The sequence below is a fragment of the Coleofasciculus sp. LEGE 07092 genome, from assembly GCF_015207375.1.
Lineage (GTDB): Bacteria > Cyanobacteriota > Cyanobacteriia > Cyanobacteriales > Coleofasciculaceae > LEGE-07092.
Genome location: NZ_JADEWY010000140.1, coordinates 1 through 16,062 on the forward strand (window position 1 = coordinate 1; position 16,062 = coordinate 16,062).

Annotated in this window: 13 protein-coding genes and 1 rRNA gene; 10 read left to right on the forward strand and 4 right to left on the reverse strand. The window is 44.7% G+C overall.

Features of this window, described 5'->3' with window-relative positions:
• The first annotated feature begins 4 nt into the window (after positions 1–4).
• Positions 5–122, forward strand: a 5S ribosomal RNA gene (rrf, locus tag IQ257_RS24855).
• Between the two features lie 291 nt (positions 123–413).
• A complete protein-coding gene (locus tag IQ257_RS24860) occupies positions 414–1,220 on the forward strand; it encodes a peptidoglycan-binding protein (protein ID WP_193878840.1) in 807 nt (268 codons plus the stop codon).
• Positions 1,221–1,315: 95 nt separating this feature from the next.
• Here the strand turns inward: IQ257_RS24860 and cysS are convergent, their stop codons facing one another.
• Positions 1,316–2,809, reverse strand: coding sequence for a cysteine--tRNA ligase (cysS, locus tag IQ257_RS24865; protein WP_193878832.1), 1,494 nt, complete (start codon positions 2,807–2,809; stop codon positions 1,316–1,318).
• Positions 2,810–2,948: 139 nt separating this feature from the next.
• On the opposite strand from cysS, the gene IQ257_RS24870 reads away from it, so the two are divergent.
• The gene (locus tag IQ257_RS24870) at positions 2,949–4,064 is read left to right on the forward strand and encodes a CobW family GTP-binding protein (protein ID WP_193878830.1); all 1,116 of its coding nucleotides are present in this window, start codon (positions 2,949–2,951) and stop codon (positions 4,062–4,064) included.
• 211 nt (positions 4,065–4,275) lie between these two features.
• Positions 4,276–5,730, forward strand: a complete 1,455-nt coding sequence (locus IQ257_RS24875) for a carotenoid oxygenase family protein (RefSeq protein ID WP_193878828.1) — start codon at positions 4,276–4,278, stop codon at positions 5,728–5,730.
• On the opposite strand, the gene IQ257_RS24880 is transcribed toward IQ257_RS24875, so the two are convergent.
• Positions 5,727–5,969, reverse strand: a complete 243-nt coding sequence (locus IQ257_RS24880) for a hypothetical protein (RefSeq protein ID WP_193878826.1) — start codon at positions 5,967–5,969, stop codon at positions 5,727–5,729. The genes IQ257_RS24875 and IQ257_RS24880 overlap by 4 nt on opposite strands.
• 358 nt (positions 5,970–6,327) lie before the next feature.
• Between IQ257_RS24880 and IQ257_RS24885 the strand changes: the two genes are divergently transcribed.
• The 3 genes from IQ257_RS24885 (at position 6,328) to IQ257_RS24895 (ending at position 8,960) form a co-directional block, all read left to right on the forward strand.
• Positions 6,328–6,714 carry a DUF2358 domain-containing protein gene (locus IQ257_RS24885; protein WP_193878824.1) on the forward strand — a complete coding sequence of 129 codons (387 nt, stop codon included), beginning with the start codon at positions 6,328–6,330 and terminating at the stop codon, positions 6,712–6,714.
• A 42-nt stretch (positions 6,715–6,756) separates the two neighbouring features.
• Positions 6,757–7,944: a TRC40/GET3/ArsA family transport-energizing ATPase gene (locus IQ257_RS24890; protein WP_193878822.1), complete on the forward strand. Its 1,188-nt coding sequence runs from the start codon at positions 6,757–6,759 to the stop codon at positions 7,942–7,944.
• Between the two features lie 341 nt (positions 7,945–8,285).
• Positions 8,286–8,960 (forward strand): KilA-N domain-containing protein, encoded by a 675-nt coding sequence (locus IQ257_RS24895; protein ID WP_193878820.1) that lies wholly within the window; start codon positions 8,286–8,288, stop codon positions 8,958–8,960.
• Here the strand turns inward: IQ257_RS24895 and IQ257_RS24900 are convergent.
• Entirely contained in the window at positions 8,957–9,103 is a 147-nt protein-coding gene (locus IQ257_RS24900) for a hypothetical protein (RefSeq protein WP_193878818.1), read from the reverse strand. The genes IQ257_RS24895 and IQ257_RS24900 overlap by 4 nt on opposite strands.
• A gap of 283 nt (positions 9,104–9,386) precedes the next feature.
• On the opposite strand from IQ257_RS24900, the gene IQ257_RS24905 reads away from it, so the two are divergent.
• Positions 9,387–11,261: a DUF6798 domain-containing protein gene (locus IQ257_RS24905; protein ID WP_193878816.1), complete on the forward strand. Its 1,875-nt coding sequence runs from the start codon at positions 9,387–9,389 to the stop codon at positions 11,259–11,261.
• A gap of 24 nt (positions 11,262–11,285) precedes the next feature.
• On the opposite strand, the gene IQ257_RS30885 is transcribed toward IQ257_RS24905, so the two are convergent.
• Complete coding sequence (locus IQ257_RS30885) at positions 11,286–11,411, reverse strand: hypothetical protein (RefSeq protein WP_265584553.1); 126 nt, start codon at positions 11,409–11,411, stop codon at positions 11,286–11,288.
• 201 nt (positions 11,412–11,612) lie between these two features.
• Between IQ257_RS30885 and IQ257_RS24910 the strand changes: the two genes are divergently transcribed.
• Positions 11,613–14,453: a pentapeptide repeat-containing protein gene (locus tag IQ257_RS24910; protein ID WP_193878814.1), complete on the forward strand. Its 2,841-nt coding sequence runs from the start codon at positions 11,613–11,615 to the stop codon at positions 14,451–14,453.
• 267 nt (positions 14,454–14,720) lie between these two features.
• On the forward strand, positions 14,721–15,995 hold the full coding sequence (locus IQ257_RS24915) for a tetratricopeptide repeat protein (RefSeq protein WP_193878842.1): 1,275 nt from the start codon (positions 14,721–14,723) through the stop codon (positions 15,993–15,995).
• Positions 15,996–16,062 lie beyond the last annotated feature (67 nt).

A 16,062-nucleotide genomic window follows, 5' to 3' on the forward strand; every position in this document is an offset into this window, starting at 1 on the left:
CTTTCCTGGTGTTGTTAGCGCCGTGGCACCACTCCGAATCCATCCCGAACTCGGTTGTGAAACGCGGCAGCGGCGAAGATAGTTGGAGGGTTGCCTCCTGCCAAAATAGCTCAGTGCCAGGATAATCTTAAACCAGCAGGGAAGGGATACGTTATTTGGTACTTCTATTTTTCTTATTCCTCAGCAGAAAGGCTTATCCTTCGGTTACATCCTTGGATAGATGGCACTAAGTTGGTCATAGATGAGGATAGAAGCTGAGAACGTCCCAAGGCTAAAACAAAGACCCCTATGCCGAAGCTTTGGGGTCTTTGTTTTGGTTTGAAAAGAAACCCTGTTTGCAATTAACAGATTGTGCATTCATGTAGTCAGGGTTTGTTAATGGGGATGCCGACTAGTTAATGAGGTGGATAGCAATGGAAATACTTGCATATACACATTTATCCATAGTTTGCGAAGAGGGAACCCATCCAGAATGCGAACAGAATTCGTTCCAGAAGTTCAATTGGAAACTACCGAATTCGACTGAGACGGGTTTGCTATCCGCTCTCATGATTCTCTCAATTTTGGGTTCAGCTAGCAGTACACTAGCGGCTTATGTAAAAACCAATAACAGTCCTCTCAACGTGCGTTCTGGGCCAGGTTTGGGGTATCGGGTCGTTAACACCTTACCCAGTAGCACTTATGTAAATCTGAGCGGTCGCCGTGTCGATGCTTGGTCACAACTAGCTAATGGGAACTGGGTTTATTCCCCCTGGATAGTGGGCGAGGGTGGCGGTGGTACTGGCGGTGGTGTTCCCTCAACAATCTTGCGATCTGGTAGCCGTGGTGATGGAGTTGTTAACCTTCAGAATCGCTTGGACACTCTGGGTTTCTACAACGGACCGATAACAGGCTACTACGGTCGATTAACCGAGGCAGCAGTAAGAGAGTTTCAATCGTCAAGAAGATTACTAGTAGACAGTATTGCCGGAACACAAACTCTGGCAAGTTTATATGGTGACGGTGCTGGCGGTACAAGTGGCGGCAGTCCGACTGTTGATACCGCAAGGGTAGCTACCAACAACAGTCCGCTCAATGTTCGATCGGGTCCAGGTTTGGGGTATCGGGTTGTTGATACCCTAGCCAACGGTGCTTTTATCAATCTGAGTGATCGCAGTGTTAATGGTTGGTCCCAGCTAGCGAAGGGCAACTGGGTTGATTCCCGATGGATTCGCACTTAAACTTTGGGTCGAGCGAAAGGAGAAAATAGTAGAGGAAAAGGTATACCGTTTTTCCTTTTCCTTAAAAATGATGGTGGGATCGCTCGTTTCCTTCCCTAACTCCGATGCCATCGAGTCACACCACCGGGCTGATCGATCAGACTAATCCCTTGCTCTTTCATTTCGTCACGAATGCGATCGCTCTCTGTAAAGTTTTTAGCTTTCCGCGCCTCTGCACGTTGCTGAATGAGTGCTTCAATTTCTCCGTCACTCAATCCACCGACTCTATGAGGGGAATTAACCTTAGCTGCACTAGCCTCTATGAATATTTCTCCCTTTAAAGTCTCTAAACCTAAGATTTGTGATAAGCAGACTAATGTATGCCATTGACGCTCTAATATCTGCGTTTGAGTCTCAGTTTGCCCCTGGTGAACAAGAATATTACGTTCGCGGCGCAATTCCTTCGCGAGTTCAAACAATACTGCTAACCCTCCGGCAAAATTAAAATCATCATCCATTGCTGTTTGGAATCGCTTGACTGCATTGCTATCCAATGCACCCTGAGTGCAAAAATCTTTAGTTGTCCAACCTAGAGCTTGACCCCACTGATAACCAAATAGCAACCCTTCCTTTAAGGTATTCCACCCATTAGTTGCTGCTTCTATAGCTTCATCCGTAAAATCTAACGGTTTGCGGTATTGCGCTTGCAACACAAATAACCGCACCGCCATGGGGTCAGTCGGGCGATCGAGCAACTCCCGGATGGTGATAAAGTTACCCAGAGACTTGGACATTTTCTCACCATTCACGATTACCATACCCGTGTGTAGCCAGTAACGCGCCAGAGGTTTACCCGTCACCGCTTCCGATTGGGCGATTTCATTCTCGTGGTGGGGAAAAGTCAGGTCAGAACCCCCCGTATGAATATCTATTGTTTCACCCAGTTTCTCCCGAATCATCGCCGAACATTCGATATGCCAACCCGGACGCCCCTCCCCCCAAGGAGACTCCCAGGCAGGTTCTCCAGGTTTAGAACCCTTCCACAGGGCAAAATCAAACGGGTCTTTCTTCTTCGACGCCTCCTGATCTTCTACCTCCACCCGTCCACTGGCACCCGCTTGCAAGTCTTCTAACTTACGTCCCGAAAGTTTGCCATAGTCTGAAAAACGACGCACAGCATAGTAAACATCGCCTGCTGATGGGTAAGCGTAGTCTTTCTTTTCTAACTCGCAAATCAGCCGCTTAATTCCATCCAAGGTATGGGTTGCACGGGGATAGGCATCAGCTTCTTTGATGTTTAGCCGCGCCATATCTTCAAAATATGCCTCAATGAAGCGTTCAGAGACATTTTCCATAGATGTCCCCTCTTGCCGCGCCCGATTGAGAATCTTATCGTCAATATCAGTAAAGTTCTGGACGTACTGGACGTTATAACTGCTCCATTGCAGGTAGCGACGGGCAGTATCCCAAATAATACAAGTTCTGGCATGACCCAAGTGGCAATAGTCGTATACTGTAATGCCGCAGCAATACATCCGCACCCTACCAGCTTCTATTGGCTCAAAGGGTTCCTTGCGGCGGGTTAGAGTGTTGTACAGGGTTAGGGTCATGACACAGTATAAAGTGAAATCAGTAATGAGCAGATACGCAATAATGAGAACAGTTCTGGATGTCAAGCGAACATCCCGATACAGGTTAATAGCACGATAAGGCTATCTTCCTATATTCTGACGTTTCGACAGCTATCTTATGCAATCAGCAACCACGCAGTCTGCTCCCGACCAAGCAATGAATGCTCCCAAGCATGGCTTGCCCGTTACCATCATTACTGGTTTTCTCGGCAGTGGCAAAACTACGCTCCTCAACCACATCTTGACCAATCAGGAAGGCGTCAAGACCGCCGTTCTCGTTAATGAGTTTGGTGAAATCGGCATTGATAATGAGCTGATTGTCACCACTGGTGAGGATATGGTGGAACTGAGCAATGGGTGTATTTGCTGCACTATTAACGAAGATTTAGTTAATGCCGTTTACAAGATTCTAGAACGGGACGATAAAATTGACTATCTGGTGGTAGAAACGACGGGTTTAGCTGACCCGTTGCCAGTGGCACTTACTTTTCTGGGTACAGAACTGCGAGATATGACTCGCTTGGATTCAATCGTCACGGTTGTAGACTGCGAAAATTTTAGTTTGGATCTGTTCAACAGCGAAGCAGCATACAGCCAAATTGCCTACGGCGATATTATTCTGCTTAATAAGATAGATTTGGTGGATGAAGCGGATGTAGACACCTTAGAAATCAGGATTCGAGAAATTAAAGACGGTGCCAGAATTATCCGCACATCCCAATCTCAAGTACCACTGCCGTTAGTACTGAGTGTGGGACTCTTTGAATCTGATAAATATTTTGATGCCGAGTCATCGGAGCATGAACACGAAGACCACCATGACCACGAACACCATCATGATCACGACCACGAACACGAACACGAACACCATCATGATCACGACCATGAACATCATCACTCCCATCACTTAGAAAATGATGGATTTACCTCCCTTTCTTTCGAGAGTGATAAACCCATGGCGATCCGGAAGTTTCAGTCTTTCCTGGATAATCAACTGCCAACAAACGTTTTCCGAGCGAAGGGTATTCTCTGGTTTGATGAGAGCCCGAACCGTCACATTTTCCACCTTAGCGGCAAGCGGTTCACGATTGAGGATGATGAATGGAAAAACAGACCTAAAAAAAATCAATTGGTGCTGATTGGTCAGGATTTAGACCATGAAAAATTGCGCCATCAGCTTGACAAATGCGTCTGTTTACCCTCTCCAGATCGGGGTAAGGGATTTGGGAAGTAGGGGTTAGTGCAGCATGGCAGAAGGAAAGTGACCACCTCTTTTCAGGCAGGGGAGCAGGGAAGATAGTTAGCGGGTCAGTTATTTCTGCCAGCCTGCACTAGAATCTGGCTTTTAGAGTTTTTTCAGCTCGGTGAGTGTAACAAAAGTTACTTATCATGAAGAATATGTAACAATTCGATAGACTACCGAACTGCCATCTAATTTCTAAACGATGCTAACAGCCAGTCAGCCATCAACCCGTAGAGCGTGGTCAAACGCGATCGCCCAACCCGGAAAAGAATTCCCCCTCACACCCCTATCTATCCTTTCCGGTAAAATACCAGATGGTTTGCGGGGTTCGCTCTATCGCAACGGACCCGGACGCTTGGAACGCGGCGGCAAGCGTGTAGGGCATTGGTTTGATGGTGATGGCGCAATTTTGGCAGTTCATTTCACCGATACCGGAGCGATGGGAGTTTATCGCTACGTGCAAACGGCGGGCTACCAAGCTGAAACGGCTGCCGATCGCTTTCTATACCCCAATTACGGCATGGTTACACCAGGATATCTCTGGGAGCGTTGGGGCAAGCCGATAAAGAATGCAGCCAATACATCAATACTGCCACTACCCGATAAGCTGTTGGCTCTATGGGAAGGCAGTCACCCTCATGCTTTAGATCTACAGACACTAGAAACTCGGGGAATTGATCGTTTAACTCAGTTGCAGCCCAGAGAACCCTTTTCTGCGCATCCCAAATGCGACCCAAAAACAGGTGAGATTTTTAATTTTGGTATCGATGCCGGATTAAATTCCACGTTAAATCTTTATAAGAGCGATGCAACAGGCAAAATTTTACAAAAATCAGCCATTAAGCTCAACGGTCTTCCCCTCGTTCACGATTTCGTTTTGGCAGGGGCGTATCTGGTGTTTTTCGTGCCGCCAGTGCGGGTGAATCTCTTACCAGCCGCCGTTGGGTTGAGTAGCTTTAGCGATGCGATGAAATGGCATCCCAAACTCGGAACCCAAATCCTGATTTTTGATCGCGAAACGTTATCCTTAGTGGCGCGTAGCGAAACGGAACCTTGGTATCAGTGGCATTTTTCCAATGGTTATGTCGATGCGAGTGGTTCTATCGTTGTTGAGTTTGTTCGCTATCAAGACTTTCTCACAAACCAACGCCTGAAAGAAGTCGCTATCGGTCAAACTCAAACCCTTGCAGAAGGGACATTCTGGCAAGTGTGTCTCAATCCCCAAACTGGCAAAGTAACAGCAGAGCGAGAGTTGTTAGACCGATTCTGTGAGTTTCCTGTGGTTGCACCCTCTCAAGTTGGTCAATCTCCTGATTACACTTATCTGTCACTACATCGTCAAGGGGCTGATATTCGTCAAGAACTCTACGGTGCGATCGCTCGATTTGACAACAAAACCGATACCCTTACCGAAGCAAATTTGGGGGAAAATCGCTATCCCTCAGAACCTATCTATGTGGCTGATACTCTAAATCCTGATTGGGGTTGGGTATTAACGGTTGTCTATGACGGAAATTCTGATCAAAGTGAAGTTTGGGTGTTTAACAGTGATGCTCTCAATGAAGAACCTGTCTGTCGGCTGAAATTACCGTCAGTCATTCCCTTTGGCTTCCATGGGAAATGGTATGCTATTTCACCCAGCATTACCCTACATTAACTTGTATGAGTGAACTGCACCGTTCTTGGTTCACAACCCGGCAAGTCAGTGCGATCGCAGCCAGGAGGGGGACTCTCATTAACTGACACTTGAACGAATAACGGTGACGATACCAGATGCGATACGTGTAACTTTCCAGAGCGGAAATTCAAAGTAGGAAAGGTAGAAAAAGTAGGAAAATCCATTGCTAGACTAGCAGCTAACAGACTGGCTAGTAAAATAGAGCTGTCACTGAGCATTTTGGACGTCCTTGTCAGCGTTTCAATAGAAGAACTTTCCCTTAAGGTCTACCTAGAGATAGAATAAAATTAGATCCTAGAAAAAATAAACGGGTAGCTGAATAGAGTAAGTTCTCTAATAAGTTCTTCACACTTACTAAGGCAGAATCCGCATAAAAAATTAAAAAATAACTATTAAAAATATTAATGAAATAGATTAATTAGCTGACTAACTTAATAGTCATTGCTTTTTTATTATTAATTTCTTTTGCCATCTATTAAGCTTCCTGATTTAGGAGTAACAGTAGGAACTGGTTTTGGGCATTTGCCGGAGACAACCATTACCATGAAATAAAAAACCCGCCCCAGGTCAAACCCGATGAATATTCTCCAAATCCTCAAACAGGACTACCAACGTTTTCCAAATAACCAAACCTACAGTATCTACGCCCCTGATGTCTTTTTCAAAGACCCCCTCAACCAATTCCGGGGAGTGGAACGCTATAAACAAATGATTGGGTTCATCAATACCTGGTTCATCAATCCGCAACTCGACCTCCACGACATTTCCCAATCTGGCGATACCATCAAAACTCGCTGGACTCTAAGCTGGACAACCCCACTCCCCTGGAAACCACGAGTTGCCATCCCCGGTTGGAGCGAATTACGTCTAAATGCAGATGGACTGATTGTCTCCCACATCGATTATTGGGATATCTCCCGCTTAGACGTTCTCAAGCAACTGTTTCAAGGGAAAACCCGATAAAGTAAATAAATATAAAGGTTTCTCAGGTGAGCTGGACAATTTATGAGAGTAATTTTGATGACTGGCAAGGGCGGAGTTGGAAAAACCTCCGTGGCTGCGGCAACTGGCTTACGCTGTGCTGAGTTGGGCTATAAAACCCTGGTACTCAGTACCGATCCAGCTCACTCCCTCGCCGATAGTTTTGACCTGGAACTGAGTCACGAACCTCGGTTAGTGCGTCCCAACCTCTGGGGTGCTGAACTGGATGCGCTGATGGAATTAGAAGGGAACTGGGGTGCGGTGAAGCGCTACATTACCCAGGTGCTGCAAGCACGGGGATTAGATGGCGTTCAAGCAGAAGAGTTGGCAATTCTCCCCGGAATGGATGAAATTTTCGGATTGGTGCGGATGAAACGCCACTATGACGAAGGGGAGTACGATGTGCTGATTATTGACTCGGCTCCCACGGGGACAGCGCTGCGGCTATTAAGTTTACCGGAAGTCAGCGGTTGGTATATGCGTCGCTTTTACAAACCCCTGCAAAAAATGTCTGTTGCTCTCAGACCCTTAGTTGAACCCTTGTTCAGACCTATTGCCGGGTTTTCATTACCCGATAATGAGGTGATGGATGCTCCCTACGAATTCTACGAGCAAATAGAAGCGCTGGAGAAAGTGCTCACCGATAATAAGCAGACTTCGGTGCGCTTAGTTACCAATCCTGAAAAAATGGTAATTAAAGAGTCGTTACGCGCTCATGCTTACTTGAGCTTGTACAACGTCGCTACTGATTTAGTCGTCGCCAATCGGATTATTCCCGACCAAGTGACGGACCCGTTCTTCCAGCGCTGGAAGGAAAATCAGCAGCAGTACCGCCACGAAATTCACGAAAATTTCCATCCCCTACCCGTCAAGGAAGTTCCGCTCTATTCCGAAGAGATGTGCGGCTTAGAGGCGCTAGAGCGGCTGAAGGAAACGCTCTATAGTGAGGAAGACCCCACTCAAGTCTACTACCAGGAAAATACGATTCGGGTGGTGCAAAACCAAAGCGAGTACAGTCTGGAACTGTACCTGCCTGGTGTACCAAAAGACAATATTCAGTTGAGTAAGACGGGCGATGAACTGAATGTGCGGATTGGCAACCATCGCCGCAACTTGGTACTGCCCCAAGCCTTAGCTGCACTGCAACCTGCTGGAGCGAAGATGGAGGAAGATTATCTGAAGATTCGTTTTGCTGATACCGCTAAGGTTTAGGGATTAGGGCGATCGCTTCTACGAGATCTACAGAATAATGTTCGGGATGGGGGCACGATAGTATCCGTGTCCCTACTTCGTCTAAAAAATTCCTTAGAGATGTTGGGTACTATACCTAGTACCTGTAAAATTGATTTGCGCTAAATGTAGAGCCGGGTAAACGAGCTGCCAACGTGCAATTTTACCTGAAAGGGCTGATTATTGAATCAAGCAGTCGGTCTTAACGGTCTGTTATTTCAGACTAGTACATATTCTTCTGTATTTGTCAAGATTTATTCTTGACAATATTTTGCCATGCTTTAGGCGAATTTTCAGGCATTCGTCCTCAATACTGACATTTTATGAAATCAATAGCACCACTACGAAACCTATCAACCCAATCAACTCCAAAATCGAGTCATCGTGAAGAATTTCAGCAGTTAGAACTATTTGAGTGGACGGTTCGTGATCCACAACTGGAATCCCGCAACATTTCGGGTTCTCAAGTCCGCCGTAGAAATGGTTTGATTAGCCTCACAGATATGTGGCGCGTTGCTGGAAGTCCTCAAAATCGGACTCCTCCCCGTTGGTTACGACAAGAGCAAACCCAACTGCTGATTGAATCTATAAGTCGGCAATTCAAAGGCGAAATTGCCTATTCTAAACGAGGAAGGAATGGCGGGACATTTGCCGTTGACGAATTGGCGTTCAAGTATTGGGAATATTTGAATTCCAAGCATCGAGTCCGATTAACGGAAAAATCAGTGCAAAAGCGATTAGCAAAATCTCTAGGTAAAGTTCAGCGCGAAGTGCCGACGTTAGCGGGGAATATCGATATCTTAACGGAGCGGGAACTGATTGAGGTTAAATCTGTTAAGAGTTGGAAATGTGCCGTGGGGCAAGTTATCGTTTACGGGCAGTCTTACCCCGATCGCCAAAAGCGAATTCACTTGTTTGGTGAGGCGTCGCGGGATTTCTTGAGCATGATTCGCTCCTATTGCGCACCACTAGATATTGATGTGACTTGGGAGAATTAAGCATCCACTATCTGAATTTCATCCAACTGCGCGATCGCTTGTGTCCCAATTCTCGAAAAAACTCTAATGTATAGCAAAAGGCAGATATGGGCAGTCTTATCCTGACCGCCAAAAGCGAATTCATCGGTTTGGAGAAGCGTCACGGGATTTCTTGAGTATGATTTACTCCTATTGCGCACCGTTAGATATGGATGTGACTTGGAAGAATTAAGCTGTTGTGCCTGTAACAGGTATAACGATTCAGAATTTTGTAAATAAAATTTAATGGCACGTCTTAGAAAGTTGTGCCATTATTTTTTAGCGTTTGCCGATGTTCACACCAGTTACTAGTTATAGCTATACTTTGTAGTTTTTGATACAAACCCCAAAGGTGATTTTACCAGCCTAAGTGACCCATTTAACCTGATCTATACAAGAAGCAAATCTATGAGATTGTCACAAAATATTAGTTGGAAACTCACTGTAGCTGTATATGCTTTCGTGATAATTATTTCCTTAATTATCTATGGTTATCATTTTCCATCATCAAATAATCTGATTGAAGTCCCTCCTGTCATAGCTTTATTAAATCCTGAAATTTACAAGCAAGATGTTTATGTTCAGGATATGCTGCAAATAACCCCAAGATCCTATTATCAATATTTGATGTATATGACAGCAAAACTAGGTCTAGGATTATCCCTAACCTATTTTGTGTATTATGTTATTGCCTTTGCTTCTTTCATATTGGGATTATATGCAATTGGTAATAAGTTCGGAAAATCTAAATTATCAGCCGCAGTTTTAGCATTTTTGGGGTTAGTTTCTGTAGAAGGAACTATTGGATATACTTCTCTATTTAGATCAGAACCTATCCCAGCAATCTTTGCTATGGGGTGTGCAATATGGGGAGTTTATTTTTGCCTGTGCAAGCGGTGGATTTTAGGGTATTTATTTTTCGGATTGGCATGCATTAGTCAATTTTTAGTTGGAATTCTCCCAGGTGGATTAATGGCTCCTCTGCTTATTCTGGAAGCTAAAAGAACCCATAATCTGAAAACGGCAATATTACCCTTTCTCACACTCGGTATCTTTGCTAGTTTTGTCTACTTGCCAATGGTCATTACTGGAAGTACGGGCAGTGGAGTAATTACTAATGAAGAGTTTGTCTACCTTTACGGACATATCCGTAACCCCCATCATATTATTCCTTCAGCTTGGCCATCTCGACTGTGGAGAAATTTAATCTTCTTTATGGCTGGAGGTTTATTGTGTATTACCAGTGCTGATTCACTACGATCAAAAGATAAAATTAATCTCGTCATTGTTATTTTTACATCGTTTTTTGCACTCTTATTGGGTTATATCTTTCTAGAAATTTATCCCTTGTCCTTGTTCGCAAAGTTACAGTTAGCCAGGACTACTCCCTTTGCACAACTTATGGTATTTATTGCTATAAGTGTATTAGTTTATGAACATTATAAACAAGTAAATATAGGAATAACTGTACTCTTAGTAATAACTCCAATACTGTACAATGGAGCAATAATTCTATTCTTTTTATCCATAGGATTAGTTATCTTAAAAAATCAGAATCGTATTCAACTAATTCGACATAAATTAGTGAATTTTATCCTAGTATTCGGTGTATTATTAATTCTGACTTTGTATCCTCCTCCCTCTTCAGTTTCAGAAGCATTTGGTCGAGTGTTTTGGAAGCTGGCTCTTTTCTTAGTTCTGGCTTTCCCATTTATTTTAGAAGAGTCTTTGAGTTCTGTGCGTAGAATTAAGGAAATTACCTATACGCTGGCTTTCACGTCTTTTGCGTTCTTGATGCTGGGATTATTAAATCTTCTGCCTGGTAATTTGTCTAATTTTCTGCAAAAAAGAGTTACATTATATCAAGTTCCGGCAGACAGCTTAACCAAACTGGCTCTAAGGTTTCGTCAAAGAAGTAGTAATGATGCTCTAGTCTTAGTTCCTCCTTCATTAACTGAATTTAGGTTCTACTCTCAAAGAGCTGTTGTTTTTGATTTCCGCTCTTATTCCTTTACAGACAAAGGCATCCGAGAGTGGAAAAATCGGATGGAAACTATCTTAGGCCCCGTAAAACCTCCACTATCTTGGCGTAATGTCGATTCATTATTCCGTAAACGAAGTAGTTCCGAGTTAGTAACTGTTGCCAATAAGTTTGGTGCGAATTACATTCTTACCCGATCAGATTGGCATTCGGATATTCAAGGTTTGGTTGTAGATCAAGAAGGAAAATGGGTGCTGTATAAACTAGATAATTCTCCATCCAGAGGCGATCGCAACCTGTGAATCGAAACCCAGTCAGTAGCCAGCTCAAACCTCAATCACTTGAATTTCATCCAACTGCGCGATCGCAACATCAGCGCCTGCTAACCCAACATCTTCCCCATTCCCCCAACGAATACCAATACAACCCGCCGCACCCGCACGGCGTCCCACTCTATATCTCCCGCCGAATCTTTGAGATATCGATCGGCTTCCTCAAAAGCACGGTGAGCGATCGCTTATGTCCCCAATTCTCGAAAAAATTCTAACTTTATGGCGCTACAGATAGCAGCAATAGCGATCGCGAGTCCTCCACCTGCTTACTGAAGAAGCCAGCTAGACTGGAATCAGCTAAGTCTTTCACCGATTAATTTTATGGCTGGAGAACTGGAAATTAAAGTTAAGAAGCCTGTTTCAGTATTTCGCAAAGAGATAAAAGTCAACCTCAAGGGTTTGTTCGCGTCACTGGGTAAGGCGGCAATTAATGGCGCGTTTCTCAAGTGGGATGACTTAGCGGAGAGTGGGGTAGAGGTTCTAGAAAACCTGGGACTGGAGGCAAAATCCGGAGAAATCGCCGGGTTGCTGATTGTTCGTTCTCTTATCCAGGCTATACAGGATTTGTTGAAGGAACATCGGGAGTTACTGGTTAAGAAACCGGATAATCTTAAGGAATTGTACAACCAGCTCAATTGTGCGTTAGCTAGTGATGAATTGATTATTGACCCAGACTTTTTTCAGCGTCCCAAAGAATTGCCGATTGTGCAAGCGGCGAAGAGTGGGTTGGCACAGTGGTTAGAGGCGTATGTTGAGAAAAAGGTTGAGGCAGAAAAAATTAGCGATCGCCTCCCAGCTTACTTTGTCTTTGCCCTGAATAACCAGTGGGTCGAGCATTCCCAAGATTATATTGCCCTAAAAGAGGTACTGGATACCCCCTTCACCCAAGCCACGAAACGAGAACAGGGATGGTTGCGGTATCGCGCCTTGCTGCAAAAGCGGGTGGATGAACCAATATTTTGGGAAGCCTTCAGCCTAAAACAGGTTTATGTGCCATTACGAGCCTACTATGAGCGAGAGGTTGCGGGACAATCGGAGAAGAAATTAGAACGAGGGATTACGGAAGGGAAAGACTATGAGCGAGTTATCGTAGATCTCAATAGTGAACTAGAAACCTGGTTGCAGGATGCTGAATCAGATGATGCGATTCGCTTAATCAGTGGCGGACCTGGAAGTGGTAAGTCGTCCTTTGCCAAAATCTTTGCCGCACAGCAAGCAGAAAAGGGAGAGATTCCAGTTCTGTTTATTCCCCTCCACTTATTTAAACTCTCGGATGACTTGGTAAAAGCGGTGGGAGAGTTTGTCCAGGTTGAAGGGTTCTTATCTCACAATCCCTTGGATCGAGAAAATGGGGAATCGCGGTTACTGATTATTTTTGATGGCTTGGATGAGCTATCGATGCAGGGTAAAGTTGCTGAACAAACGGCTAAAGACTTTGTTGAGGAAGTCCGGCGGGAAGTTGACCGCTTTAATTATCATCAACTTCGCTTACAGGTTTTGATTACGGGACGGGAAGTAGTGGTGCAGGCGAACCGCAGCAAGTTTCGCAAGTCGCGTCAACTGTTGTATATTCTGCCCTATTTTGTGACTGAAGCACAAAGAAAGAGTGAAACGAATAAATATATTGATGAGCAAAATTTGCTGGAGGCAGACCAACGGCAGCTTTGGTGGCAGTTCTATGGTCAGGCTAAAGGGAAAGAGTATAGTGGTTTACCGCCCGAATTAGACAAGGATAATTTGATTGAGATTACCGCGCAACCCTTGTTGAATTATTTGGTTGCTCTCAGTATTGAACGCAATAAGCTGCAATTCTCAGAAGAGACTAACCTAAATGAAATCTATGCTGATTTGCTCGATGCTGTTTACGAGCGAGGGTATGAAGGTAAAGACAGACAGCATCGTGCAATTGAAGAGATAAACAAAAATGAGTTTATCCGAATTTTAGAGGAAATTGCCCTAGCTTGCTGGCACGGAGATGGTAGAACAACCACTGTGCGAGAAATTGAGAATCATTGTAAAAAGGGTGGTCTAAAGCGGATTTTAGATCGTTTTCAGGAGAGCTTACAAGAAAACTCAAGAGCAAGTATAACCCGCCTGCTAACTGCTTTTTACTTTCGCGAGAGTGGCGGTATACGGGAAGACGAGAAAACGTTTGAGTTTACTCATAAAAGTTTTGGTGAATATCTGACGGCAAAGCGTATTGTACGGGGAGTAAAATTCATCCATAAAAAATTAAAAAATTCAGAGGAAGATTTGGATGAGTCTTGGGGAAAATCTGATGCTTTAGTAACGTGGGCAACTCTCTGCGGTTTATCGGCGATGGATGAATACCTGTTTCACTTCGTCTGTGATGAAATGCGTTTACAGGATTTATCAGACGTTCGCGATTGGCAGAAGACATTATGCCGCTTGATTGAGTTTATGTTGCGTCATGGAATGCCAATGGAGGGGTTGAATCCTAGACCGAATTTTCAGGAAGAAAACCGACAAGCACGCAATGCGGAAGAAGCACTACTTGCTGTTCTTAATAGTTGTGCGCGTTTGACTGAGAAATGTTCGGAAATTAAATGGCATTCTCTAGATGCTTTTGGTATCTGGATTTTCCGACTGCAGGGACAACGAGTAAATTCACTATTTTGCCTAAATTGCTTAAGTTTTTTAGACTTACAATGCTGTTCCCTTGGCTGCCAATATTTATGTACAGCAAATCTTTCTGGAGCAAATCTTTCTGGAGCAAATCTTCAAGAGGCAAATCTTTCTGGAGCAAATCTTTCTGGAGCAATTCTTCAAGGGGTAAATCTTTATGGAGCAAAGCTTCAAGGGATGCATCTTGAAGGAGCAAATCTTTCTGGAGCGAATTTGGAAGAGGCAAATCTTCAAGGGATGCATCTTGAAGGAGCAAATCTTCAAAGGGCAGATCTGGGAGAAGCGAATCTGCAATGGGCGAAGCTTCGAGGCGCAAATCTTGAATGGGCGTATCTTTATGGAGCAAATCTTTATAGAGCAAATCTTTCTGGAGCGAATTTAAAAGAGGCAAATCTTCAAGGGGCGAATCTTGAATGGGCAAACCTTGAAGGAGCAAATCTTAGAAAGGCAAATCTTGAACAAGCCAATCTTCAAGGAACAATTCTTGAAGGCAAAGATATAAAAAGCTTCACTTAAAGTGCAAATGAAGATGCGGCGATAAACCTTAACCCTTAACCCCTCACCCAAACTACCCGATCGCATCCACCACTTGAATTTCATCCAACTGCGCGATCGCAACATCAGCGCCTGCTAACCCAACATCTTCCCCATTCCCCCAAGGAATCCAAGCTTAACTTCCACAACGTGTCACTGATAACCAGAGAGCGAATCTCAAGCGCTATAGTAGGGGTATTTCGGCTCCCTCACAACTTCCCCGAATAGATAAAGGCACTAGTGTCTACCATGAAACACTACAAACGGATAGTCTTATTCGCTACCGCTGCGATCGCTTTTGGTTTAACAACTACCAATCGAGCGTTGGCTGATAAGGTTCCCCTCAACCATCACACCAAGCAGCTCGTTGAAGGTCTATACAGTGATAATCTGGAAGCGGCGTCTTACTTCCAACAAGGAGTAATGCGCTACAACCGCAGCGACTTCAACGCCGCCGAGTTAGCGTTTCGGAAAGCGCTTCAGAATGATCCGTTTATACCGATGGCGCGTTATTTACTCGGAAATGCTCTTTTCCAGCAAGGTCAAATCGACCAAGCCGCCGAACAATACCGACTTGCCATTGGTCTTGACCCAAATATGGCAGAGTCTTACTATAACTTAGGTCTGATGCTATACCAGCAAGACCAAACCGAGGATGCTATTACTGCCTACCAGCAAGCGCTTTCTCTCAATCCCGATTTGCCCGCCGCTCGTTATAATCTGGGCTTGGCGCTAGAGTTATTGGGGCGGGTAGATGAAGCAATGGCTGAATATACCGAAGCGATTCGCCTCAATCCTAATGCTGCTGTTGCCCAGTATAATCTGGCACTGCTGCTGGTCAAACAAGACAATCCTGAATCGGCAATTACAACACTACGACAAGCCGTTGCCACCGATCCGAATTTGTTACAAGCTCACTACCAGTTGGGATTGATGCTAGCCGTGCAAGGTCGGCAAGACGATGCGAAAGAATCATTTTTGAAAGCCACCAAACTCGATCCCAAATTTGCCGAGGCTCATTACCAACTGGGTTTAATTCTTGCTCAACAAGAGCAGTATAAAGAAGCTAGTCGTCGATTTGACTGGGTGACGCAACTAGAACCCACGAATGTGGAAGCCCAGCGCCAACTAGGAGCAGCACTTGCCAAAAATGGTGAATACGAGAGAGCTTCAGCCGCTCTCAAATCAGCCTTGCGACTCGATCCCTACGACGGACTAACCCACTACAATCTAGCCGTGGCGCTACACCGTACCCAACAGTATGATGCAGCGATCGCTCAATATCAAGAAGCCATTCGCCTCAATCCCACGCTGTCACTAGCTTTTTACAACATGGGAATAGCGCTAGAGCAATCTGGACGAGGGGCGGAAGCCACTTCTTTTTTACGGCAAGCCAGGAACTTATTCATTCAGGAGGGTAATTTAGAAAAAATTGATGAGGTCGATGAGTACGTTCAGCAGCTCAATGCAGCTCCCCCAATGTTGGTTGAGCCAGAAGCCTCGCCTGCAATTGTACGTCCCTAGGGGAGATGGGGGAGATGAGGGAGATAAAGAGAAAATTTGCAGACGGAAGGTTGATTAAAATACCCCC